General features: G+C 72.2%; 21 protein-coding genes. 12 read left to right on the top strand and 9 right to left on the bottom strand.

The window, feature by feature from the left end; translation table 11 throughout:
* Positions 1 to 26 precede the first annotated feature (26 nt).
* The 4 genes from pelF to AB0D29_RS25895 are packed head-to-tail and all read left to right on the top strand — an operon-like array spanning position 27 to position 4,637.
* Positions 27 to 1,580: a GT4 family glycosyltransferase PelF gene (gene pelF / locus AB0D29_RS25880; protein ID WP_362857452.1), complete on the top strand. Its 1,554-nt coding sequence runs from the start codon at positions 27 to 29 to the stop codon at positions 1,578 to 1,580.
* The gene (locus AB0D29_RS25885; protein WP_362857454.1) at positions 1,577 to 3,118 is read left to right on the top strand and encodes a hypothetical protein; all 1,542 of its coding nucleotides are present in this window, start codon (positions 1,577 to 1,579) and stop codon (positions 3,116 to 3,118) included. The genes pelF and AB0D29_RS25885 overlap by 4 nt, the downstream gene beginning before the upstream one ends.
* Positions 3,115 to 3,816, top strand: a complete 702-nt coding sequence (locus tag AB0D29_RS25890) for a spherulation-specific family 4 protein (RefSeq protein ID WP_362857456.1) — start codon at positions 3,115 to 3,117, stop codon at positions 3,814 to 3,816. Before AB0D29_RS25885 ends, AB0D29_RS25890 begins: the two co-directional genes overlap by 4 nt.
* Positions 3,813 to 4,637, top strand: a complete 825-nt coding sequence (locus AB0D29_RS25895) for an endo alpha-1,4 polygalactosaminidase (RefSeq protein WP_362857458.1) — start codon at positions 3,813 to 3,815, stop codon at positions 4,635 to 4,637. The genes AB0D29_RS25890 and AB0D29_RS25895 overlap by 4 nt, the downstream gene beginning before the upstream one ends.
* A gap of 463 nt (positions 4,638 to 5,100) precedes the next feature.
* Here the strand turns inward: AB0D29_RS25895 and AB0D29_RS25900 are convergent, their stop codons facing one another.
* The 5 genes from AB0D29_RS25900 to AB0D29_RS25920 all read right to left on the bottom strand — a co-directional run bounded on the left by AB0D29_RS25900 (position 5,101) and on the right by AB0D29_RS25920 (position 11,442).
* Positions 5,101 to 6,276 carry a sensor histidine kinase gene (locus AB0D29_RS25900; protein WP_362857571.1) on the bottom strand — a complete coding sequence of 392 codons (1,176 nt, stop codon included), beginning with the start codon at positions 6,274 to 6,276 and terminating at the stop codon, positions 5,101 to 5,103.
* Between the two features lie 72 nt (positions 6,277 to 6,348).
* Complete coding sequence (locus AB0D29_RS25905; protein WP_362857459.1) at positions 6,349 to 7,047, bottom strand: hypothetical protein; 699 nt, start codon at positions 7,045 to 7,047, stop codon at positions 6,349 to 6,351.
* Positions 7,044 to 8,945 (bottom strand): phosphatidylglycerol lysyltransferase domain-containing protein, encoded by a 1,902-nt coding sequence (locus AB0D29_RS25910; protein WP_362857461.1) that lies wholly within the window; start codon positions 8,943 to 8,945, stop codon positions 7,044 to 7,046. The genes AB0D29_RS25905 and AB0D29_RS25910 overlap by 4 nt, the downstream gene beginning before the upstream one ends.
* A gap of 83 nt (positions 8,946 to 9,028) precedes the next feature.
* Entirely contained in the window at positions 9,029 to 10,093 is a 1,065-nt protein-coding gene (gene cobT, locus AB0D29_RS25915; RefSeq protein WP_362857462.1) for a nicotinate-nucleotide--dimethylbenzimidazole phosphoribosyltransferase, read from the bottom strand.
* A gap of 134 nt (positions 10,094 to 10,227) precedes the next feature.
* Positions 10,228 to 11,442 carry a bifunctional adenosylcobinamide kinase/adenosylcobinamide-phosphate guanylyltransferase gene (locus AB0D29_RS25920; protein ID WP_362857464.1) on the bottom strand — a complete coding sequence of 405 codons (1,215 nt, stop codon included), beginning with the start codon at positions 11,440 to 11,442 and terminating at the stop codon, positions 10,228 to 10,230.
* 113 nt (positions 11,443 to 11,555) lie between these two features.
* On the opposite strand from AB0D29_RS25920, the gene AB0D29_RS25925 reads away from it, so the two are divergent.
* On the top strand, positions 11,556 to 11,768 hold the full coding sequence (locus AB0D29_RS25925) for a hypothetical protein (RefSeq protein ID WP_319721050.1): 213 nt from the start codon (positions 11,556 to 11,558) through the stop codon (positions 11,766 to 11,768).
* Positions 11,769 to 11,943: 175 nt separating this feature from the next.
* Here AB0D29_RS25925 and AB0D29_RS25930 read toward each other — a convergent pair whose 3' ends face one another.
* Both AB0D29_RS25930 and AB0D29_RS25935 read right to left on the bottom strand, forming a co-directional pair.
* On the bottom strand, positions 11,944 to 12,651 hold the full coding sequence (locus tag AB0D29_RS25930) for a class I SAM-dependent methyltransferase (protein ID WP_362812271.1): 708 nt from the start codon (positions 12,649 to 12,651) through the stop codon (positions 11,944 to 11,946).
* Positions 12,652 to 12,725: 74 nt separating this feature from the next.
* Complete coding sequence (locus AB0D29_RS25935) at positions 12,726 to 13,325, bottom strand: DUF3043 domain-containing protein (RefSeq protein ID WP_362857465.1); 600 nt, start codon at positions 13,323 to 13,325, stop codon at positions 12,726 to 12,728.
* A 270-nt stretch (positions 13,326 to 13,595) separates the two neighbouring features.
* Between AB0D29_RS25935 and AB0D29_RS25940 the strand changes: the two genes are divergently transcribed.
* A complete protein-coding gene (locus AB0D29_RS25940; RefSeq protein ID WP_351830546.1) occupies positions 13,596 to 14,390 on the top strand; it encodes a PspA/IM30 family protein in 795 nt (264 codons plus the stop codon).
* Between the two features lie 13 nt (positions 14,391 to 14,403).
* Positions 14,404 to 14,682 (top strand): hypothetical protein, encoded by a 279-nt coding sequence (locus AB0D29_RS25945; RefSeq protein ID WP_362857467.1) that lies wholly within the window; start codon positions 14,404 to 14,406, stop codon positions 14,680 to 14,682.
* A 137-nt stretch (positions 14,683 to 14,819) separates the two neighbouring features.
* Here AB0D29_RS25945 and AB0D29_RS25950 read toward each other — a convergent pair whose 3' ends face one another.
* On the bottom strand, positions 14,820 to 15,593 hold the full coding sequence (locus tag AB0D29_RS25950; RefSeq protein ID WP_362857469.1) for a hypothetical protein: 774 nt from the start codon (positions 15,591 to 15,593) through the stop codon (positions 14,820 to 14,822).
* 70 nt (positions 15,594 to 15,663) lie between these two features.
* Between AB0D29_RS25950 and AB0D29_RS25955 the strand changes: the two genes are divergently transcribed.
* The 4 genes from AB0D29_RS25955 (at position 15,664) to AB0D29_RS25970 (ending at position 21,852) form a co-directional block, all read left to right on the top strand.
* Positions 15,664 to 16,485, top strand: coding sequence for an adenosylcobinamide-GDP ribazoletransferase (locus tag AB0D29_RS25955; RefSeq protein ID WP_362857471.1), 822 nt, complete (start codon positions 15,664 to 15,666; stop codon positions 16,483 to 16,485).
* Positions 16,486 to 16,588: 103 nt separating this feature from the next.
* On the top strand, positions 16,589 to 17,314 hold the full coding sequence (locus tag AB0D29_RS25960) for a response regulator transcription factor (protein WP_362857473.1): 726 nt from the start codon (positions 16,589 to 16,591) through the stop codon (positions 17,312 to 17,314).
* Positions 17,315 to 17,461: 147 nt separating this feature from the next.
* Positions 17,462 to 20,605 (top strand): efflux RND transporter permease subunit, encoded by a 3,144-nt coding sequence (locus AB0D29_RS25965; RefSeq protein WP_362857475.1) that lies wholly within the window; start codon positions 17,462 to 17,464, stop codon positions 20,603 to 20,605.
* A 308-nt stretch (positions 20,606 to 20,913) separates the two neighbouring features.
* Positions 20,914 to 21,852: a YncE family protein gene (locus tag AB0D29_RS25970; RefSeq protein WP_362857477.1), complete on the top strand. Its 939-nt coding sequence runs from the start codon at positions 20,914 to 20,916 to the stop codon at positions 21,850 to 21,852.
* 50 nt (positions 21,853 to 21,902) lie between these two features.
* Here AB0D29_RS25970 and nadA read toward each other — a convergent pair whose 3' ends face one another.
* Positions 21,903 to 23,090 carry a quinolinate synthase NadA gene (gene nadA / locus AB0D29_RS25975; RefSeq protein WP_362857478.1) on the bottom strand — a complete coding sequence of 396 codons (1,188 nt, stop codon included), beginning with the start codon at positions 23,088 to 23,090 and terminating at the stop codon, positions 21,903 to 21,905.
* A gap of 295 nt (positions 23,091 to 23,385) precedes the next feature.
* Here nadA and erpA point away from each other — a divergent pair, with 295 nt between their 5' ends.
* Positions 23,386 to 23,742, top strand: coding sequence for an iron-sulfur cluster insertion protein ErpA (erpA, locus tag AB0D29_RS25980; RefSeq protein ID WP_030010511.1), 357 nt, complete (start codon positions 23,386 to 23,388; stop codon positions 23,740 to 23,742).
* The last annotated feature ends 71 nt before the right edge of the window (positions 23,743 to 23,813 follow it).

Raw genomic sequence — 23,813 nt, forward strand, 5'->3', positions numbered from 1 at the left:
TTTTCCGTCCTGGGGGGACACACCGTATGAGCCATGGGCGTCACGTCACCATGCTCACCGAAGGCACTTACCCGCACGTCCACGGGGGCGTCAGCACCTGGTGCGACCAACTGGTACGCGGTATGCCGGAAGTCGACTTCAACGTCATAGCCCTGACCGGCTCCGGACGCGAGCCGGTCACCTGGGAACTGCCGCGCAACGTCTACCGGCACACCGCCGTCCCGCTCTGGGGGCCGCCCCCCGGACGCGGCCGTCGTTCGGCCCTGCGCGGCAAGGCCCACCGCCGCTTCACCGAGGTCTACGAGGCCTTCCTGCTCTCCCTGCTCGACCCCGCGGGCGACCCCGCCCGGCACGGGTTCTCCGCCGCACTGCGCGAACTGGCCGCCCTCGCCCGGGCCGGGAAACTCGCCCCGGCCCTGCGCTCCGAATCGGTTCTGCGGCTGCTCATGACCGTATGGACCCGCCCCGGCCTCACCACCGCCGCGGCCGCGCCCACCATCCACGACGCGCTCACCGCCACCGACCTGCTGGAACACGCGCTGCGCCCGCTCGGCGTACGGATCCCGCCCGACAGCGTCGCCCACGCCGTCAGCAGCGGCCTGGCCACCCTCCCGGCCCTCGCCGCCAAACACCTCGACGGGGTCCCCTTCCTGCTCACCGAGCACGGCATCTACCTGCGCGAGCGCTACCTCGGCTACCGCAGCGCCGGCCAGCGCTGGCCCGTCAAGGCGCTCATGCTCGGCTTCTACCGCGAGCTCAACACCGAGGGCTACCGGCAGGCCGACCTGATCACCCCGTGCAACCAGTACAACCGCCGCTGGGAGGAGCGCGGAGGCGCCGACTCCGAGCGCATCCGCACCGTCTACAACGGCGTCGACCCGCACGCCTTCCCCGAGGCCGGCCCCGAACCGGACGTGCCCACCCTCAGCTGGTGCGGCCGCATCGACCCGATCAAGGACCTCGAAACCCTCATCCGGGCCTACGCCTTCATGCGCGAGGAGCTGCCCGCCCTGCGGCTGCGCCTCTTCGGACCGGTCCCGGCCGGCTGCGAGGAGTACCGGCTCCGCCTGGAGGAGCTCGCCGCCGAACTCGGGGTGAGCGACGGGATCACGTACGAGGGCCGCATCGAGCAGGTCGCCCGGGCCTACGCGGCCGGCCACATCGTGATGCTCTCCAGCATCAGCGAGGGCTTCCCCTTCAGCATCATCGAAGCCATGTCCTGCGGCCGCACCACCGTCTCCACCGACGTCGGCGGGGTCCGCGAGGCCGTCGGCGACACCGGTCTGGTCGTCCCGCCGCGCGAGCCCGAGACCATGGCGCGCGCCACCCTCGCCCTGCTCCGCGACGACGAACGCCGCGCCGAGCTCGGCCGGCTGGCCCGCAAGCGGGTGGTGGAGAAGTTCACCCTCCACCAGTCCGTGGACGGCTTCCGGCACATCTACCGGGAACTCGCCGGCCAGCCCGTGCTGCCCGTCCACGCCGGCGACAGCTGGACCCAACGGCTCGCCGACCCCTGGTACCGCGAACTCGCCGCCCTGGGACGCCCCCGGACCGACTCCGCCGAAGGGGGCCTGTGGTGAGCGGATCCCTCTGGCTCAAGCCGCCCGGCGCGGCCAACGGCGCCGACACCCTCCCGGCCATCCCGCGGCCCCGCCGCGAGGGCCCCGGCCCGGCCGCCGACCCGATGGACGAACTCGCCGAACGCCTCGACGCGTTCATCTCCGCCGCCGTCCACCCCGACGAGATCGCCGCCATCCTCGAATCCGACGGCATGACGGACGAGTACATCCGGCTCACCTACGGCCGGCACGACTCCTTCGGCCTCGCCGAGGAGCTCTACGCCCGGGTCCCGCGCTCCTTCCCGGACCCGGGCGCCGCCCCCGACCCCTGGAAGGTCTCCCTCACCGCCTGCCTGCTGCGCGGGGTGATCTTCGCCCTGCCCGGCCTGGCCTACCTCCTCGGCGCACCCCTCCTCGAAGGCCCCCAGGACCGCCTCGGCCTGCCCGCAGGAACGCTCACCCTGCTCGCCGGCGCGCTCATCGGCTGGGTCTGGGACCAGACCCTGTCCCACCGGGCCTACTCCTGGCTCGGCATGGGGGACCGGGCCGCCGCCGGGCGGACCCTGCTCGTCGGCGCCCCCGCCGGATCCCTGCTGGGCACCGCCGCCGCGCTGGCCGTGCCCGGCGGGCCGCCGTTCTCCTACGCCTTCGCCGCCGGACAGGCCCTCTACGTCGGGGCCGCCACCGTCCTGCTGGTCCTCGGCCGGGAACGGGTCCTGCTCGCCGCACTCGCCCCGATGGCCGCGGGGGCGCTGCTCGTGCTCTTCGTCGACCTGCCCGTGCCGGTCCGGGTCACCCTGCTCGTGGTGTCCCTCGCGGCCGCCTGCACCCTGGCCGTACGGGAACTCCCGCTGGCCGACGGGACACGGGCCGCCGTGCACCGGATCCGCGGCTGGGCGGCGCGCCGGCCCGGCAAGGGCCCCGTGCGCTGGCGCATGCTGCGCGGCGCCGAGGAGCAGCTCGCGGCCCGCGGGCCCCGCCTCGGGGACTCCGTGCCGTACGGGGTCTTCGGCCTCGGCACCGGCCTGCTCGTGCTGTACGCCGCCCTCGGCGAGGTGCTCGCCGGCGGCCCCGCCGAAGCGGTCGCCGCGCCCTCGGCGGTGGCCCTCACCCTCAGCATGGGTCCCGCCGAATGGCTGCTCCACCGGTTCCGCAGCGGCAGCCTCTCCGGGCTCCAGGGAGCCCGCTCGCCCGGCGCCTTCCGCCGGCGGATGCTCGTCACCCTGGCCCGCTGCCTCGCCGTCTACCTGGCCGTGCTGCTGCTCCTGGGCCTGACCGGAACCCTCCTGTGGCCCGGCGCCCCCGGCCTGACCGGAGTCCGGGTCGCCACGCTGCTGCTGCTCGGCGCGGTGATGTGGACCGGGCTGCTCCTGCAGTCCTTCGGAGCGGTCCGGCCCGCCGCCGCCGTCTGCGCCTCGGCCGCCGTCGCCCAGAGCCTGGCCCTGCTGACCGGGCTGGGCCAGCCCCGCGCGGTCCAGCTGGTGGTGGCGGGCACCGCCGCCGCCGTCCTGGCCGCCCTGGTCTGCCTGCTCCTGGGCCGCGCCACCGCCCACCGATGACGTACGAGACGCACGAGACACACGAGACGCAGGAGAAGAAGGACCCCATGCTGCTGGTGCCCCTCTACGAGCACCCCGCCGACCGGCCCGAGGCCTGGGAGCGGCTCATCCGCTCCGCCGGCCGGCTGCACTCGGTGGTGCTCAACCCCGACAACGGGCCGGGGGCCGCCCCCGACGAACGGTTCGCCGTCGTCGCCGAGCGGCTGCGCGAGGCCGGCGTCCCCGTCCTCGGGTACGCCGACACCGACTACGGGCGGCGCCCGCACGCCGCGGTGGTGCAGGACCTGCTGCGCCACCGCGACTGGTACGCCACCGACGGGGCGTTCCTCGACCAGGCCTCCGCCGACCCGGAACTCCTCCCGCACTACGGACGGCTCGCGGTCGCGGCGCGCGCCGCCGGCGCCCGCACCCTCGTCCTCAACCACGGGGTCCACCCGCACCCCGGCTACGCCGAACTCGCGGACCTGCTCGTCACCTTCGAGGGACCCTGGGACGCCTACCGGGACGCGACCGCCGTACCGCCCTGGACGGCGGACCATCCCGCCCAGCGGTTCTGCCACCTCGTGTACGCGGTCCCGCCGGGCGCGCCCGCCGCCGAACTCGCCGAGGAGCGGCGGGCGGGCGTGCACTGCGCGGTCCCCGGGACCGGCGCACACCCGTGGGGGACCCTCCCGTACGCCCTGGAGGCAGCGGGATGAAACGACTCAGACTGCTGCTGCTCCTGCCGCTGCTCTTGCTCGCCGCGTGTACCGCGGGGCCGCCGGACGACGGCGAGGACGAGGACGAACCGTACCCGTGGCCCGAGCAGGCGCCGGGAGAGCTCTGGCGGCCCCCGCCGGGCGTCGGCTGGCAGTGGCAGCTCACCGGGAAGCTCGACACCTCGGTGAAGGCGCCCGTGTACGACGTCGACGGGTTCACCACCACCAAGGAACAGGTCGCGGAGCTGAAGAAGGCCGGGCGCAAGACCATCTGCTACCTCTCCACCGGAGCCTGGGAGGACTTCCGCCCCGACGCGGACGCCTTCCCGAAGGACCTCATCGGCAAGGGCAACGGCTGGGAGGGGGAACGCTGGCTGGACGTGCGGCGCGTGACCGAGCTGGAACCGCTGATGGCCAAACGGTTCGACATGTGCCGGGACAAGGGCTTCGACGCGGTCGAGCCGGACAACATGGACGCCTACCGCAACACGTCCGGCTTCCCGCTCACGGCCGACGACCAGCTGCGGTACAACCGGCTGATCGCGAAGCTGGCCCATGACCGGGGCCTGGCGGTCGGCCTGAAGAACGACCTGGACCAGATTCCGCAGCTCGTGGACGCGTTCGACTTCGCGGTGAACGAGCAGTGCGCGCAGTACGACGAGTGCGAGCTGCTGACGCCGTTCATCGCGGCGGGGAAGGCCGTGTTCCACGTGGAGTACGAACTCCCGACCGGCCGCTTCTGCGACCGCTCGCGCGAACTGAAACTGAGCTCCTTGCAGAAACGCTACGACCTGGACGCCTGGCGCCGCCCCTGCCACTAGCCGCGCCCTCCCGGCTGCGCCGCGCCCTCCCAACCGCCCCGGCTGCGCCCGCGCCCTTCCGTCTCCGCCGCGCCTTTCCCGCTGGCCGGGCACAATCAGCCCTCCCGGCTGCGCCGCGCCCTTCCCGCTTGGCCGGGCAAATCCAGCTCCTCCGGCTCCGCGGCCTCCTTCCGGCTGCGCCGCGCAAACCCAGCCTCGCCGGCGTTTGAGGCGCGGGTCCGGGCGGAGCCCGGTGCCCGGCGGAGCCGGGTTTCCTGGGGCTCCGCCCCAGACCCCGCTCCTCAAACGCCGGAGGGGCTGAAGTGGCCCGGCCAAGGCTGGAATTGCCCCCCGAGCTGAAGGGTGCGGGCGAAGCCCGAGGACAGTCCGGGCGGAGCCCGGGAGGGTTCGGGGGAGACGGACGGGTCTGGGCCGAGTCCGGGAAGGGGAGGGGAGTTGGCGGGTCCGGGCGCAGCCCGGGGGGTTAGGTGGGGAGGATGGCGTGGACGCGGTAGCCGCCGCCGAAGCGGGGGCCCGCGAAGCAGGAGCCGCCGAGGGCGCCGGCGCGCTCCCGCATGCCGAGGAGCCCGTGGCCCCCACCCGGGTCGGCCGGCTCCGCAGCGGACGCCCCCGCGCCCCCGTCGTCCAGCACCGTCACCTCCACCGACGGCCCGACCCGGACCACGCTGACCTCGGCCCGGGCCCCGGGCCCCGCGTGCTTGCGCACGTTGGTCAGCGCCTCCTGGATCACCCGGTACGCCGCCAGGTCCACCGCCGCCGGCAGCGCCCCCGCGCCCCCGTCGTCCAGCTGGACGATCACCTTCACCGGCAGCCCGGCGTGCCGGAAGGTGTCCACCAGCTCCTCCAGGACGCCCAGCCCGGGCGCGGGCTCCGTCGGCGCCTCCGGATCACCGGACTGCCGCAGCAGCCCCACGGTGGCCCGCAGTTCGTTGAGCGCCGACCGGCTGGCGTCCCGTACGTGGGCCAGCGCCTCCTTGGCCTGGTCCGGCCGCTTGTCCATGACGTGCGCGGCCACTCCCGCCTGCACGTTGACCAGCGCGATGTGGTGGGCGACCACGTCGTGGAGGTCCCGGGCGATCCGCAGCCGCTCCTCGGCGACCCGCCGCCGGGCCTCCTCGTCCCGGGTCCGCTCGGCCCGCTCGGCCCGCTCCCGGATGGCGTCGACGAAGGCCCGCCGGCTGCGCACGGCGTCCCCGGCGGCCGCGGCCATGCCCGTCCAGGCGAAGATCCCGATGTTCTCCTGCGCGTACCAGGGCAGTGGCCCGGCGAGCATCGCCACGCCCGTCAGCCCGGCCATGGTGAGCAGCCCGACCCGCCAGGTCGTGGGCCGGTCGGTGCGGGCGGCCACCGTGTACAGGGCGATCACCGTGCACATGGCGACGGGCGCCCGCGGCTCCCCGGTGGTCAGCTCCAGCAGCGAGAGCCCGCAGGTCACGGCCAGTACGGTGCGCGGCTGCCGGCGCCGGAACACCAGGGCGGCCGCGCCGAGCAGCATCAGCAGCAGCGAGAACGGATCGGGGGTGCGCGTCCCGAAGGTGGGCCCGTGCGGCCCGTGCGGATCGGCGAAGGAGCCGACGACCATGGCCGTGAACGCCCCGAACGCCAGCACGGCGTCGGTCGCGAGCGGATGGGCCCGCATCCACTGCCGGGTGGGGGCGAACCGCCCGAGGTCTGTCGTCACCCCGATACGGTACGGCCTGCCCGGCACCCGCTAAGGCGGTGGCTGTCCCACCGCGGCGCGGGTGCGCACCGGGTGCCACTGCGCCCGCACCACGCACACCGCCATCACCGCCGCGATCGCCGCCAGGTGCTCCTTGCCCGCCAGGTTGTCCTTGACGAGCACCTCGCCGATCATCGCCAGGATCACGACGGTGCCGGTCAGGTACGCCCGGTAGCGCCAGCAGACGTAGATGGCGAGCCCCACCACCGCCGCCGAGGGCCCGGTGTCGTTGACGATCCGGTCGGACACCGGCAGGCCGAAGGGATGGTCGTGGCCCAGCGCGAGCCCGATCCGCGCGTACGTGGTCCCGGCGAGGGTGGCGACGTAGCCGATCAGCAGGGTGCGCCACCAGCCGATGCAGATCTCCGAGATCCCGAAGACGAGCAGGATCTGCGCGAGCGCCCCCCACACCGGCAGGTCCAGGGCCGGGACGAACAGCGACAGGGGGGTGCGCAGCAGAGCCAGCCAGAGCGGGTCCGCGGCCTTGACCGACCCCAGGTCCTGGACCGGCTGGAAGCCCCAGGAGGTGTTCTGCACGATCTGGAAGACGGAGGTCAGACAGACCGCGCCGATGGTCATCGGAATCGCCCGCCACTTGTCGCGGACGAGCGCGTTCCGGACGGTCCGGAACAGGGGCCCCCACTCACGACGGGCGAACCGCCGGAGTGGGGAGGTGTTCCACGCTGTCAACGGCGGGTCTCCAGGTGTCTGCGGTGCAGCCACTTCGGAAGGCCGGGGGCCTCCAGGAAGCCTTCGGCCCGTCCGGCCGCGACACCGATCCGCAGCAGGTCCGAACTCTTCTCGAAGAGCATGAACCGCGGTTCCCAGATCGGCCGGTATTTGGCGTTGGCCCGGTAGAGGGACTCGATCTGCCACCAGCGGGAGAAGAAGCTCAGCAGCGAGCGCCACATCCGCAGCACCGGACCCGCGCCGAGCTTGGACCCGCGCTCGAAGACGGACCGGAACATCGCGAAGTTCAGCGAGACCTGGGTGACCCCGATCTCCTTGGAGCGTTCGAGGAGTTCGATGACCATGAACTCCATCAGGCCGTTCTCGGAGTCCCGGTCTCGGCGCATCAGATCCAGTGACAGACCCTTGGGTCCCCACGGTACGAAGGACAGCACGGCCCGCAGATCGCCGTTGCCGTCGGTGCACTCCAGCATCACGCACTGGCCGTCGGCGGGATCACCCAGCCGGCCCAGCGCCATGGAGAAGCCGCGCTCGGTCGCGCCGTCGCGCCAGTCGTCGGCGCGGCGCACCAGTTCGGCCATCTCCTCGGCCGGGATGTCGGCGTGGCGGCGGATGCGGACCGTGTACCCGGCCCGCTTGACGCGGTTGAACGCCTGCCGGACGGTCCGCATGGCGCGGCCCTCCAGGGTGAACTCGGCGGTCTCGACGATCGCTTCGTCACCGAGTTCCAGCGCGTCCAGGCCGTGCCGGGCGTAGATCTGCCCGGCCTCCTCGCTCGCCCCCATCACGGCCGGCACCCAGCCGTGCTCGCGGGCCTCGGCCAGCCACGGATCGATGGCGCCGGGCCAGGCCTCGGGGTCGCCGATGGGGTCGCCGGAGGCCAGCGAGACCCCGCCGACGACGCGGTAGGTGACGGCGGCCTTGCCGGTGGGGGACCAGATGACGGACTTCTCCCGGCGCAGCGCGAAGTAGCCGAGCGAGTCGCGGTCGCCCTGGCGGGCCAGCAGTGCCCGCAGCCGCTCCTCGTCCTCCTCGCTGATCGGGTCGACGGCGCGGCGCGAGCGGAAGGCGGCGAAGAGCACGGCGAGCAGCAGCAGCATCGACATGACGTTGATGACGACGTCCACCCAGGCGGGCGTGGTGATCGCCTCGAAGGCCCGGTCGTCCGGGGCGAGGGTGATCAGCCGCATCACGCCGTACTTCCAGCGCGCCAGGAAGGTGGCCTCGGAGCTGTGCGGGGCGGTGTTGGCGGCGCCGACGAGCAGGGCCGCGACGAGCGAGGTGACCAGCAGGCCGACGGCGGCGACGGCGGTGGCCAGCGCCGGGTTGGAGCGGTCGCCCTTGGCGTAGAACTCGCGGCGGCCCAACAGCAGGGCGCCGGTGAAGGCGGCCGTCAGGGCCAGGGAGACCCAGTTCTGCGGATGCTCGCGGATCTCCTCGTACGCGTAGAGCGCGTAGGCGAGCAGCAGGGCCAGGAGGCCGCTGAGGACGAGGTTGAGGATCCAGGAGGCGCGCTTGCGGCGGCCGAGGGTGACGGCGAGCAGCAGCGTGAACAGCCCGGAGGCGAAGCCCGCCGTGAGCATGTACGGGGTGTAGAAGTCCTCGACGTTGTGGCGCCGCAGGTCCTGCCCGAGCGAAACCCACACCGCGCTGAGGAAGTTGACGAAGGTGACGGCGCGCAGGTACCAGACCGCGAACGCGGCGCCGCGGCGCGAGCGGGCGGACCCCCGGCCCGGCTCCCGTCCGGCCTCGCGGCCCGGCTCCCGTCCGGCCTCCCGGCCGCCCCCCGCTGCCTTGCCGGCGGGGTTGCCGCCGGTCTCTTTCCTGCCGGATGACGGACCGGTCGCCGGTGAGGCGGTGCGGTCGGTCTCTGCGCTGGTCAAACGGACCTCTCCCATAAAAAGCGATCATATGGGGCGCCGCTGTCCGTGGTTGGGCGTACGGGGACCACGGCCTGGTCAGGACCGCGGGCCCCGGTGGCTCATTCCGTCGGCTCGGCCGCCGCCCGCTCAGGGAGTTCCGCCGCGAGTGCGGCGGCCGCCTGGACGAGGGGGAGAGCCAGCAATGCCCCGGTACCTTCGCCCACTGTGACGCCGTGGTCGAGCACAGGGTTGAGTGCCATCCGGTCCAAGGCCTTCGCCTGGCCGGGTTCGCCGCTGGCCTGACCGGCCAGCCACCAGTCCGGCGCCCGGAACGCGGCCCGCTGGGCCACCAGCCCGCAGGCCGCCGAGACCACGCCGTCGAGGATGACCGGCGTACGGCGCACCGCGCACTGGAGCAGGAAACCGGTGATGGCGGCCACGTCCGCGCCGCCCACCGCGGCCAGCAGCGCGACCTGGTCGCCGAGCACCGGGCGGGCCCGGCGCAGCGCGTCGCGGATCGCCGCGCACTTGCGCATCCAGGCCAGGTCGTCGATGGGCAGCCCGCCGCGGCCGGTGACCACCGAGGCGTCCGTTCCGCACAGGGCGGCGACGAGCGTCGCGGCGACGGTGGTCCCGCCGACGCTGAGGTCCCCGAGGACGACCAGGTCGGTGCCGGAGTCCGCTTCCTCGTCGGCGATGCGCATCCCGAGCCGGACCGCCGCCTCGGCCTCCTCGGCCGTCAGCGCGTCCTCCACGTCGATGCGGCCGCTGCCGCGCCGCACGCGGTGCCCGGTCACCTCCGCGGGGAGCAGCCCGGGATCGCAGTCCAGTCCGGCGTCGACGATCCGTATCGTGGCACCGAGCCGGCCGGCGAGGATGGCGACGGGGCTGGCCCCGTCCAGGACGGCCCGCACCAGCTCGTGGCCGGTGGACGCGGCCCGCGCGGAGACGCCCGCGGAGGCGATCCCGTGGTCGGCGGCGAACAGCACCACGCGGGGACGCTCGATCGGCTTGACCGGCACCTGCCCCTGCGCGGCGGCGAGCCACTCGGCGAGCTCGTCCAGCCGGCCCAGCGCACCGGGCGGCACGGCGAGGCGCTCACGGCGTTCCTCGGCATCACGCCGGACGCCCCCGTCGGGGCGCTCGATCAGATCGGAGAAGTCGTCGAGATTCAGCGTGCTCATCTGCCAGAGAGTACAGCCGGTGAGGCGCACCCTCAGGCCTTGGGCGAAGGCCCCGAGTTCAGGTTCCGGACGGCCTCTCGCGGCCCGGCCGCCGGCCCGGTTCCGGGGCCCGGTTCACGCCCCGCCGCACGGGCTCACGCCGGCGGTTCCTTGAGTACGGCCACCTGCCCCGCGACGACCAGCAGCACGTGCTCGCACTCTCCCGCGACCCGCGCGTTCAGCCGGCCCAGCTCGTCACGGAAGCGGCGGCCCGAGGAGGTCGCGGGGACCACGCCCGAGCCGACCTCGTTGCTGACCAGCACCACGTGACGCCGGGTCGCGCGCACCGCTGCCACCAGGGCGGCGGTGCGCTCGCCGAGCTTGCGCTGCCCGCTCTCGGTCCAGACGGCGTCGTCCCAGGCCCCGGCCCGGTCCATCGCGTCCGTCAGCCACAGCGCCAGACAGTCGATCAGCAGCGGCGGCCCCTCCTCGGCCAGCAGCGGAACCAGCTCACAGGTCTCCACCGTCCGCCAGCTGCCCGGCCGGCGCTCCCGGTGCAGGCCGACCCGCTGCGCCCATTCCGCGTCCCCGTCGCGGGTGCCGCCGGTGGCCACGTAGACCACCTCGGGGAAGGACTCCAGCCGGCGCTCCGCCTCCACGGACTTGCCCGAGCGGGCCCCGCCCAGCACCAGGGTCCGGCGCGGCAGGTCCGCCGCCGGGTGGTACTCCCCGACGGTCACGGTGGTCCCGTCCGGTACGGCCCTGGCCCCGGCGGCCGCGCACCGGCGCTCCAGCTCCCGGCCCGGCGCCACGTCGTGGTCCAGGTGTACGGCGATCACGTCCGTGGCCGGGCCGACGGCGCCGCTCGCCCGCAGCCGGGCGAGGGCCTCGGGCCGCCCCAGCACATCGGCGAGCACCACGTCGTACGGACGCTGCCCGGTCACGTCGTGCGTTCCGGCCGGGGCCCCGCCGGGCGGCAGGTACAGCAGCCGGCCGCCGTCCGGGCCCGTCACCTCGTACCCGGTGCCCGGCGCGTCCATCGGCACCGCCCGCACCCGGTGCCCGGAGATCACCGCGAGCTCGCGCCCGTCCGGGACCCGCCCGGCGGCCGGCAGCCCGGGCGGCAGCTCCACGGCGGGTCCGTCGTGCGGGTGAGTGAGCAGGACCTGCCGTACGCCGGCCAGCGAATGCCCGGCCCGGGCGCCGGCCAGCACGGCACCGGGGGTCAGGTCGAGCAGCAGCGCCCCATCGACCAGCACGGCCGTGGCGGCGCGGGACCGCCCGCCGACGGAGACCGCGCAGGCCGCACAGGGGCATCCGGGACGGGGCAGGCCCTCGGGTGTGCCGGTGCCGAGCAGAGTGAGTTCCACAGGATGATCCTCCCGCGTCCCCGAGACTGCTGCGCGCCCGGTTACTCTGCGGGCAGACTCAGGGCAGGAAGCGTGCGAGATGCGTGCGATGCGTGCGAGCAACGGAGGCGGACATGGCGTGGACGTGGCGGTTCGAGACGGCCGACGGCACCGAGACGAGCCCGTCGGTGGTACCGGAGGAGTTCACCACGCAGGGGGACGCGGAGTCCTGGATCGGTGAGTACTGGAAGGACCTGCTGGAAGGCGGCACCGAGCAGGTGAAGCTGTCCGACGACAGCGGGACCGAGCTCTACACGATGAGCCTGCGCTCAGCGTTGGAGGCGTAGCCTCCGTCGGCGGGGCTGGGTTGCCGCCGGGCAAATCCAGCCTCGCCGGCGTTTGAGTGGGGGTCCCCCCCCGGACGAAGTCTGGGGGAGGGTCCGGGCGGAGCCGGGTTTCCTGGGGCTCCGCCCCAGACCCCGCTCCTCAAACGCCGGAGGGGCTGGATTTGCAGGCGGGCTGTCAGCCCCGGACTCCGCACAAGTGCAGCAGCGCGGCCACGCCGCGGTAGGGGTCGGTCCGCCCCGCGCGGTCCTCGGCGGTCAGGAGCCGCTCCAGCTCCTCGTCCGGCGGCAGCACCTCGCCCGCCTCGGTGCCGTCGGTGAAGACGCGTACCCCGTACCAGGCGCCCAGCGGAGCGCCGATCCCGGACAGCGTGGCCGTCAGCCCGGCCAGCCGGTCGGCGCGCACGTCCAGGCCCAGCCGGTTCGTGTAGTCGGTGCTGTCGAAGGCGTCCAGCGCGCCCTTCCAGTCGCCGTCCAGCCCGGGCCGCATGGCGAGCGCGTCGCCGTTGCGCACCAGCAGGGACAGCAGACCGCCGGGGGCCAGCATCCGGGCCAGCCCGGCGAGCATGGCGTCCGGCTCGGGCACGTACATCAGCACCCCGTGGCACAGCACCACGTCGAAGCTGCCCGGCAGGAAGTGGGCGCCGGTCTCGCGCCCGTCCCCCTCCATGAGCTGCACCCGGTCGCGGATCCCGGCGGGCTCCTCGGCCAGCGCCTCACGGGCGACGGCCAGCATGCCGGGGTCCTGCTCCAGGCCCGTCACCTTGTGCCCGGCCCGGGCCAGCCGCAGTGCCTGCGTGCCCTGGCCCATGCCCACGTCGAGGACGCGCAGCCGCTGCCCGACCGGGAAGCGCTGCGCGATCTGCTCGTCGACCTGCCGGCCCACCAGTTCCTGCCGGACGGCGTTACGCAGTCCGCCCAGGCCCTCGAGCCAGATCCGCGCGCCCTCGGAGAATCCGCTCAGGGCCGTTCCCCGCGCTTGACCTGCGGCTTCGGCAGGCGCAGCCGGCGCATCTGGAGGGTGCGCATGAGGCCGTACGCGACCGCGCCGCGGCGCGGCTCGTTCGGGAAGCGCTCGTTCAGCGCCTTGCGCAGGCGGAACACCAGGCCGATGGAGTCGAGGATGATCAGCACGATCACGCCGAGCCACAGCATCAGCGCGACGTTCTGGATCGTCGGCTGCCGGATCATGCTGAGCACCAGGATGACCACGGCCAGGGGCAGGAACATCTCGGCGACGGAGAAGCGGGAGTCCACGAAGTCGCGGACGTACCTGCGGACGGGACCCTTGTCCCGGGTGGGCAGGTAACGCTCGTCGCCGCTGGCCAGCGCCTCGCGCTGCTTGGCCATCTCGGACCGGCGGCGCTCACGGGCTCGCTTGGCATCCTCCTTGCGGTTGCCGGTCGAGGCCACTACGGACTTGCGCTGCGACTGGGCCACAGCACGCTTCGGCGTAGGGCGGCCCTTCGGGGCCTGCGGATCACGGGGCTGCGAGAGGTCGGCGCTCACCTTGTCGGTGGCGGCGGCCTTCTCTTCCTTGGAGGAGCGGCTACCAAACACAAAACCCAAGCCTACGTGGTTGTGGGCACGCGCCCCACCCCGGTGGGGAACGATCCGGCAACGGCGGGCGTCTTCCCATTGCACGGTGTGTGCGGTGTCCGCCTCTCCTGGGATCACCTACTCCTTACGCCTGATACGGCGTGGCTGTAGTCGTCCTGGAGGAGGAGCGCATCCGTACTCGAACAGTGCGGTAATGGAGACAGGGCCCGTACTGTGGGTTCTGTCGGTGACCTGGAGCACAGTCCGTCTAGAAGGGGGCGCGCGAAGCCCATGAGCGGTGTCATGAAGCGTATGGGGATGATCTTCCGCGCGAAGGCGAACAAGGCCCTTGACCGGGCCGAGGACCCGCGCGAAACCCTCGACTACTCGTACCAGAAGCAGCTGGAGCTGCTGCAGAAGGTGCGCCGCGGAGTCGCCGACGTGGCGACCTCCCGCAAGCGCCTGGAGCTGCAGCTCAACCAGCTCCAGGGGCAGTCCGCCAAGCTGGAGGACCAGGGCCGCAAGGCCCTCGCCCTCGGCCGCGAGGACCTGGCCCGCGAGGCCCTCTCCCGCCGCGCCTCGCTCCAGCAGCAGGTCAGCGACCTGGAGGTGCAGCACCAGACCCTGCAGGGCGAGGAGGAGAAGCTGACCCTCGCCGCCCAGCGGCTCCAGGCCAAGGTGGACGCCTTCCGGACGAAGAAGGAGACCATCAAGGCCACCTACACCGCGGCCCAGGCGCAGACCCGGATCGCGGAGTCCTTCTCCGGCATCTCCGAGGAGATGAGCGACGTCGGCCTGGCCATCCAGCGGGCCGAGGACAAGACCGCCCAGCTGCAGGCCCGCGCGGGCGCGATCGACGAGCTGCTGGCCTCCGGAGCGCTCGACGACCAGAGCGGCCTCGGCTCCAAGGACGACATCCAGGCCGAGCTGGACCGCCTGTCGGGCGGTACGGACGTGGAGCTGGAGCTCCAGCGGATGAAGGCCGAGCTGGCGGGCGGCCCGTCCGCGCAGCAGCAGGCCATCGAGGGCGGTGCCCCGGGCACCGCCCAGCCGTCGCAGACCCAGCACCGGTTCGACAAGCAGTAGGACGGGGCCCGTCATGATTGTCCGCATCATGGGGGAAGGTCAGGTGGAGCTGGCCGACAGCCACTTCGCCGAGCTCAACAAGCTGGACGACGATCTGCTCGCGGAGATGGAGAGCGGTGACGAGGAGGGCTTCCGGCGCACGCTGGGCGCCCTGCTCGAAGAGGTACGGCGGCTGGGCCGGCCGCTCCCGGACGACGCGCTGGAGCCGTCCGAGCTGATCCTGCCCGCCCCCGACGCGAGCCTCGACGAGGTCAGGGAGATGCTCAGCGACGACGGCCTGATCCCGGGCTGAGTCCGCACGGACGCGCGGACAGGTAGACAGGCCGACGCGCGGACAGGCGGGCGCGCCGACGGACGGACCCACCGACACCGGACGTCACGACGGGCCCTTCCCCTTGCGGGGGAGGGCCCGTCGTCGCACGTCCGTCGTCACTGCGGCGGCTTCTCCAGGGAGACCGCGTTCCGCTCGGGGTCGGGGGTGCCGCCGATGAAGTTCTCGAACCTGCGGCGCGGCCGCGCCCACCGCCGGTCGTGGTGGAAGGCGCGCAGCCCGGCCTTGGCGCGGGCGCGCGGGCGGTTCGCGTAGAACCTCTTCGCGTACGGGGACCCGGGCCGGGCCAGCCGGATCGCCCCGACCAGCGCCACGAAGGGCACGATCACGCCGAAGAGCGCGGTGCGCGCCTTGCCCTTCCACAGGGCGATCAGGGCGAGGAAGAAGTTGAAGGCCGCGTTCATGGCGACCAGCCCCCGGCTCTGGCGCTCCTCGGGGGTCAGGTCGTTCACCCCGAAGGGCACGAACCCGCCCAGGACGAGGGCCACCACCGCCGCCGTCACGACCACGATCTCCACGCTCTTGCGGCCCTGCTCGCTCCAGTAGACGTCGTCGAGGTGCAGGATCAGCGCGAACTCGTCCAGGACCAAGCCCGCACCGAGCCCGAAGATGACGGCCGAGAGCGCCCCGCCGAAGCCGTACCGGCCGGCGCCGACCGCGCCGAAGCCGCCGATGATCACGAGGATCACGCCGGGGACGACGTGGTGGATGTGCAGACCGCCCGGGGTGACGTTCTTGAAGGGGCCGCGGCCGGCCCGGATCATCCGGGTGATCACACGGGTGACCAGGAACGACATCACGAAGGAGAGCAGGGCGAGCAGGAGGGGGAGCTTCCCCGGTTCGACGATGTTCCGATACCACCAGTGACCCATCCCACGGACTCCCTATTTGGCACGTAATGGGTAATTTACCGCTCGCGCCGAGGGGGTAGCGTTCCCGCCGATGACAGATTCGTTCGATGGTCCGCCCCTGACGCCGCCCCCGGAACGCGCCTCGTTCCCCGACGGCCTCCGCTTCGCCTTCGGCACGCTCACCGTGCTGCCCGCCCGCATCACCCGCTGGGACCGTCCCGCCGCCCGCACCGGGATGGCCTGCGCCCCGCTCGCCGGGCTGGTCGTGGGCGTGCTCGCGGCCGTCCCCGGAGCGCTCCTGCTGGTCCTCGGCGGGGGCCCGCTGCTCGCCGCGGCCGTCACCGTCGCCGTACCGGCCGCGCTGACCCGGGGCCTGCACCTGGACGGGCTCGCCGACACGGCGGACGGCCTGGGCAGCGCCAAACCGGCCGGCGAGGCCCTGCGCATCATGAAGCAGTCCGACATCGGCCCCTTCGGCGTCGTGGCCCTGGTGGTCGTGATGCTGGTGCAGGTGGCGGCCCTGTCCGACGTGTACGCCGACAGCTGGATCCGCGGCGCCCTCGCCACCGTGGTCGCCGCCGTGACGGCCCGCGTCGCCATGACCCTGGCCTGCCGCGAAGGCGTCCCGGCCGCCCGCCCCGGCGGGCTCGGCGCCGCCGTCGCCGGAGTCGTCCCGCGTCCCGTCGCCGCCGCGATCGCCGTGCTCGCCGTCGCCGCGGCCGCGGCCGCCGCCCTCCCGCTGGGCCTGCCCGCCGCCGGCCGGTACGCGGCGGCGGTCCTGCTGGCCCTGCTCGCCGCGCAGCTCCTGCTCCGCCGCTGCGTACGCCGCTTCGACGGGGTCACCGGCGATGTCTTCGGGGCCCTGGCCGAGGTCGCGGCGACCACCGCCCTGATCGTCCTCGCCCTGGGCTGAGCCGGCGCGCAGGACCCGGATCCGTCCGGTCCGACGGGACTCGTGCGTCCGGTCCGACGGGACCCGTGCGGCCGGCCCGGGCGGGCCCGCGTACGCTCACCCCGTGGACGACACGCCGACGGACCTGCCCGCCGCCGCGCCCATCCGGGTGCTGCTCGCCGACGACCAGGCACTGCTGCGCAGCGCCTTCAAGGTGCTCGTCGACTCCGAACCCGACATGGAGGTCGTCGGGGAGGCCTCCGACGGGGCGCAGGCCTTCGAACTGGCCCGCCGCACCCGCGCCGACGTCGTGCTCATGGACATCCGGATGCCCGGCACCGACGGACTCGCCGCCACCCGAATGATCAGCGCGGACCCGGAACTCGCCGCCGTGCGCGTGGTGATGCTGACGACCTTCGAGGTCGACGAGTACGTGGTCTCGGCCCTGCGGGCCGGCGCCTCCGGCTTCCTCGGCAAGGGCGCCGAGCCCGAGGAACTGCTCAACGCCATCCGCATCGCCGCCGCCGGTGAGGCGTTGCTCTCCCCGGCCGCCACCAAGGGGCTCATCGCCACCTTCCTCGCCCAGGGCGGCGCCGACCCGGCCGCCGCCGGAGCCTCGGCCGGGATGCACGTGGAGCGGCTCGCCGCGCTGACCGTCCGGGAGCGCGAGGTCCTCGTACACGTCGCCGCCGGGCTGTCCAACGACGAGATCGCCGGCCGGCTGGAGGTCAGCCCGCTCACCGTCAAGACCCACGTGAACCGGGCCATGGCCAAGCTCGGCGCGCGCGACAGGGCGCAATTGGTGGTCATTGCCTACGAATCGGGACTGGTCCGCCCACGCGCGGAGTAGTGGGGGAGTAGTCGGCGGTGGTGCGGCGTACTACGGACGCGGTATGCCGCACATAAGGACGGGACCTGCGAGCGACGAAACGCACCCGGGTGATGGGACAGGGTGGGAGTGCCCTCGCGTTCGTCACTGCAGAGAGATCCCATAACCATGTCGTGGCTGTCCCGCTTCAGCCTTGCCCAAAGGGCGTTGGTCGGCCTCGTGTCGATCGTCGCGCTCCTCTTCGGCGCCATAGCCATCCCGCAGCTCAAGCAGCAGCTGCTGCCGTCCATCGAACTGCCGATGGTGTCCGTGCTCGCGCCGTACCAGGGCGCCTCGCCCGACGTGGTGGAGAAGCAGGTCGTCGAACCGATCGAGGCCATGCTCAAGGGCGTCGACGGCATCACCGGCATCACCTCCACCGCCAGCGAGGGCAACGCCCTCATCATGGCCACCTTCGACTACGGCGACAGCGGCACCAAGCAGCTCGTCGCCGACGTCCAGCAGGCCGTCAACCGGGCCCGCGTCCGGCTGCCCGCCGAGGTGGACCCGCAGGTCGTGGCCGGTTCCACCGACGACATCCCGACCGTCATCCTCGCCGTCACCTCCGACAAGGACCAGCAGGCGCTCGCCGACCAGCTGGAACGCTCCGTCGTCCCCGTCCTGTCGGACATCGAGGGCGTCGGCCAGGTCACCGTCGACGGAGTCCAGGACCTCCAGGTCACCGTCACCCCCGACGAGGCCAAGCTCGCGGCCGCCGGCCTCGACGGCGCCGCGCTCGCGCAGGGCCTCCAGGCGGGCGGCGCGGCCGTACCCGCCGGCTCCTTCGACGAAGCGGGCAAGAACCGCACCGTCCGGGTCGGCGCCGGCTACACCTCCCTCGCCCAGGTGGAGGAGCTGCGCCTGAGCCCCGGCCCCGGCAAGCCGGCCGTCCGCCTCGGCGACGTCGCCACCGTGAAGCAGGAGGCGGCCAAGGCCGACTCCATCACCCGGACCAACGGCAAGCCCAGTCTCGCCCTCGTCCTCACCATGGACAAGGACGGCAGCGCCGTCGCCATCTCCGACGCCGTCAAGGACAAGCTCCCCGAGCTGCGTTCCACCCTCGGCGCCGGCGCCGACCTGACCGTCGTCAGCGACCAGGGCCCGGCCGTCGCCAAGTCCATCTCCAGCCTCACCACCGAGGGCCTGCTCGGCCTGCTCTTCGCGGTGATCGTGATCCTGGTGTTCCTGGCCTCGCTGCGCTCGACGCTGGTCACCGCGGTCTCCATCCCGCTGTCCGTGGTCCTCGCACTCATCGTGCTGTGGACCCGCGACCTGTCGCTCAACATGCTGACCCTCGGCGCCCTCACCATCGCCATCGGCCGCGTCGTCGACGACTCGATCGTGGTCCTGGAGAACATCAAGCGCCACCTCGGCTACGGCGAGGAGCGCGAGGCCGCCATCATCACCGCGGTCAAGGAGGTCGCCGGCGCGGTCACCTCCTCCACGCTCACCACCGTCGCCGTCTTCCTGCCGATCGGCCTCGTCGGCGGCATGATCGGCGAGCTCTTCGGCTCCTTCTCGCTCACCGTCACCGCGGCCCTGCTGGCCTCGCTGCTCGTTTCGCTGACGGTCGTGCCGGTGCTCTCGTACTGGTTCCTCAGCGCGCCCAAGGGCGTCACCGCAGGGGACGCCGAGAGCGCGGCCAAGGCCCGGCGCGAGGCCGAGGAGAAGGAGGCGCGCAGCCGCCTGCAGAAGTTCTACGTACGGGTCCTCGGCTTCGCCACCCGGCGCCGCCTGACCAGTGTGGCCATCGCCGTGGTCGTCCTCCTCGGCACCTTCGGGATGACCCCGATGCTGAAGACCAACTTCTTCGACCAGGGCGAGCAGGACGTCCTGACGGTCAAGCAGGAGCTCGCCCCCGGCACCTCGCTGGCCGCCTCCGACGAGGCGAGCCGCAAGATCGAGAAGGTGCTCGCCTCGGTCGAGGGCGTCAAGAGCTACCAGGTCACCGTCGGCTCCTCCGGCTTCCTCGCGGCCTTCGGCGGCGGTACGGGCTCCAACCAGGCCTCGTACCAGGTCTCGCTGAAGGACGCGGGCGACGGGGAGGCCGTGAAGAAGCAGATCGAGGAGAAGATCGCCGCGCTCGACGGCATCGGCGACACCCGCATCTCGGCGGGCGACGCCTTCGGCAGCCAGAACCTCAGCGTGGTCGTCAAGGCCGGCGACGGCGAGGTCCTCGCCAAGGCCGCCGAGCAGGTCCGCGCCGAGGTGGCGAAGCTGGACAACGTCACCGACGTGCAGAGCGACCTGTCCCAGTCCGTGCCCCGGATCTCCGTGACCGCCACCCCCAAGGCGGCGGAGGCGGGCCTGAACCAGGCCGCCCTCGGCGCACTCGTCGGGCAGGCCGTACGGGGCAACCCGGCGGGCAAGGCCGTACTGGACGACACCGAGCGGGACATCGTCATCAAGTCCGCGCAGCCGGCCACCACCCTGGCCGAACTGCAGGCGCTCCCCGTCGGCCCCCTCAAGCTCGGTGACATCGCCGAGGTCAAGGAGGTCGCCGGCCCGGTCGCGATGACCCGGATCGACGGCGCCCGCGCCGCGACCATCACCGCGAGGCCGCAGGGCGACAACACGGGCGCGGTCAGCGCCGAGCTCCAGACGAAGCTCAAGGCCCTGGACCTCCCCGAGGGCGCCACCGCCTCCATCGGCGGCGTCTCCGAGGACCAGGACGAGGCCTTCGGCTCGCTCGCCCTGGCCATGCTCGCGGCCATCGCGATCGTGTTCATGCTGCTGGTCGCGACCTTCCGCTCGCTGGTCCAGCCGCTGATCCTGCTGGTCTCCATCCCGTTCGCGGCGACCGGCGCACTCGGCCTGCTCCTCGTCACCGGCACCCCGATGGGCGTCCCGGCGATGATCGGCATGCTGATGCTCATCGGCATCGTGGTGACCAACGCGATCGTCCTGATCGACCTGGTCAACCAGTACCGCGCCCAGGGCCTGGGGGTCGTCGAAGCGGTCGTCGAGGGTGGCCGGCACCGCCTGCGCCCGATTCTGATGACGGCCCTGGCGACGATCTTCGCGCTGCTCCCGATGGCGCTGGGCGTCACCGGCGAGGGCGGCTTCATCTCGCAGCCGCTCGCGGTCGTGGTGATCGGCGGCCTGGTCAGCTCGACCCTGCTGACGCTGCTCCTGGTGCCGACCCTCTACACGATGGTGGAACTCCGCAAGGAGCGCCGCCGCGCCAAGCGCTCGGCGAAGCGCGAGGCCCGCCTGAAGGTGGTCCCGGCGCCGTCGTCCGTCCAGGAAGACGAAACCCCGGCCACGGTCTGACCCGACCTGCGGCAAGCACGGTGAAGGGGCGCTCCGCAACGGCGGGGCGCCCCTTCGCCCTCCTCCCACACCAGGGGAGCCGTGCTCGGCAGTTCCTCAGGCATCAAACCTCCGTCCGCTTCACAGGTTTTCCCCATCAGATCGAGCCGAATTGCGGTGAGCCTGGCACGGGTATCCACTGGATATAGGCGTGTTTAGCTTGGTTTCCCGTGGTTCTGCATCCCGGAATGAGCCCGCCCCGGCGGCCCCGCCCCTGTGGCCCGATGGGCCGCACACGTCTCCCGCGGTCGCCCGATCGTGAAGGCCAGATGGCGATGACCATGTCCAACACTGAACTGCCGCGTGTCGTAGCAACCATCCCGGTGGGGCCGAAGCCGATCGGTGTGGCGGTGGATGTCCACAACCACGTCTTCGTCACCAGTAGCGGTGCCCATCACGTTTCGGTGATCGATTCCTCGACCAACGCCGTGAGCGCCACCATCCAGGTCGGACTCCGGCCGGAGAGCGTGGCAGCCGATCCACAATTCGGCGTCTGTGTCGCCAACGGCGGAAACAACACCATGTCAGTGATCGACAGATTCAACGCCGTCATCGCCACCGTCAACATGGGAGGCCCTCTCGGCCCGCCGTTCAACGCGGTGCGGGTGGCGGTCGACCATCTCATGGGCCGGGCCTACGTGACCAACCGCCTGAGCGACAGGGTGGCGATCATCAGCATCAGCGGCGACCCGTCCTTCGTCGTCCCCGACTTCATCGATGTCCCAGGTCCCCTTGGTGTGGCAGTCGATCCGGCAAGTCACCGCGTCTACGTCACGCAGCCCGACTTCAACAGGGTGTCGGTGATCGATCCCGCGACGAAGGAGGTCATCACGACCATCCCGGTCCGCCAACAGCCCGCCGGTATCGCGGTCGATCCCCAGAGGCATCGTGTCTATGTCGCCAACTCCGGCTTCAAGACGGTGTCTGCGATCGACATCGCCGCCGGTGGCACCGCCGCCGGTGGCATCGCCGACATCGACGTCGGTGCAGGACCCGAATGCGTGGCGGTTGACTCCCGAGGTGACGTCTACGTCACCCACCCCGACGGCCTCGTGAGATTGATCGATGCCGGGACCGACAGCGTCACCGCCAGGATCGCAGTCGGATCCCAACCGGCAGGTCTGGCCTTCGAGTCCCACAGCAACCGCGTCTACGTCGCCAACAGCGGCGACGGCACCGTATCGGCGATCGACCTGGCCGCCCCTTAGACGGAAGGGGCACCCCGACGGAGTGCCCCTTCCAGTGATCGGTGCTGCGGCTACGGGAGGGCGAGCATCCGCTCCAGCGCGAGCTTCGCGAAGCTCTCCGTCTCCTTGTCGACCTTGATCTGGTTGACGAGGGTGCCCTCGGCCAGGGACTCCAGGGTCCACACCAGGTGCGGGAGGTCGATGCGGTTCATCGTCGAGCAGAAGCAGACCGTCTTGTCGAGGAAGACGACCTCCTTGTCCTCCGCGGCAAATCGATTCGCCAGGCGGCGGACGAGGTTCAGCTCGGTGCCGATGGCCCACTTGGAGCCGGCCGGGGCCGCCTCCAGCGCCTTGATGATGTACTCCGTCGAGCCGACGTAGTCCGCGGCCGCCACGACCTCGTGCTTGCACTCGGGGTGGACCAGGACGTTCACGCCGGGGATCCGGGCGCGGACGTCGTTGACCGAGTCGACCGAGAACCGGCCGTGGACCGAGCAGTGCCCGCGCCACAGGATCATCTTGGCGTTCCGCAGCTGCTCGGCGGTCAGGCCGCCGTTCGGCTTGTGCGGGTTGTAGAGCACGCAGTCGTCCAGGGACATGCCCATGTCGCGGACGGCGGTGTTGCGGCCCAGGTGCTGGTCCGGGAGGAAGAGGACCTTCTCGCCCTGCTCGAAGGCCCATTCCAGGGCCTTCTTCGCGTTGGACGAGGTGCAGATCGTGCCGCCGTGCTTGCCGGTGAAGGCCTTGATGTCGGCGGAGGAGTTCATGTACGAGACGGGAACCGTCGTACCGGCTATGCCGGCCTCGGTCAGCACGTCCCAGCACTCCGCGACCTGCTCGGCGGTGGCCATGTCGGCCATCGAGCAGCCGGCGGCCAGGTCCGGCAGGACCACCTTCTGGTCGTCCGAGGTCAGGATGTCCGCGGACTCGGCCATGAAGTGCACGCCGCAGAAGACGATGTACTCGGCCTCCGGCTTGGCGGCCGCGTCCTTGGCCAGCTTGAACGAGTCGCCGGTGACGTCCGCGAACTCGATGACCTCGTCGCGCTGGTAGTGGTGGCCGAGGATGAAGACCTTGTCCCCGAGCTTCTCCTTGGCCGCGCGGGCACGCTCCACGAGGTTCGGGTCCGAGGGCGAGGGCAGGTCGCCGGGGCACTCCACCCCGCGCTCGCTCTTGGGGTCGGCCTCACGGCCGAGCAGCAGCAGGGCAAGGGGCGTCGGCTGGACGTCCAACGGCTGGGCGGTGGTCACGACACGCACCCTTTCTGTTCTGCGAGACAAGGGACTTCTGGATCATCGATTCGACTTCTCGTCTACTTGACGTTATCTATCATAACCGCTTCACGTCAGTTTGACGATGCCGATAGTGTCAATGTGACGCATCAGCCCTCGATCCATCGGGCCCGCCCCCGCGCGCGGTGTGCGAGCATGGAATATCTGAAACAAGCGTCGGGTCCCGGAATGAATCCGCGGTCCCGCTCGTTGCCACCGACGGCAAGAGTCCGACGTTTCCCCGTCTCCGGCGGGGAGCCGCCCACTTCGGGAGTGAATGCAGATGTCCGTACAGGACGACAAGACCACCGTGAGCGACGGCATCCTCCTGTCCGACGCCGCCGCCGAAAAGGTCAGGACCCTGCTGGAGCAGGAAGGCCGCGATGACCTGGCGCTCCGCGTCGCCGTCCAGCCCGGTGGCTGCTCCGGCCTGCGCTACCAGCTCTTCTTCGACGAGCGTTCCCTCGACGGCGACGTCGTGAAGGACTTCGACGGTGTGAAGGTCGTCACGGACCGGATGAGCTCCCCGTACCTCCACGGCGCGTCCATCGACTTCGTCGACACCATCGAGAAGCAGGGCTTCACGATCGACAACCCGAACGCCACGGGCTCCTGCGCCTGCGGCGACTCGTTCAGCTAAGCCTGGACACTGCGCACGTACGACGAGGGCCCGCCTCCGGTCACACCGACCGGAGGCGGGCCCTCGCCGTA

It is taken from the genome of Streptomyces sp. NPDC048424 (assembly GCF_040651555.1).
Taxonomy (GTDB): Bacteria; Actinomycetota; Actinomycetes; order Streptomycetales; family Streptomycetaceae; genus Streptomyces.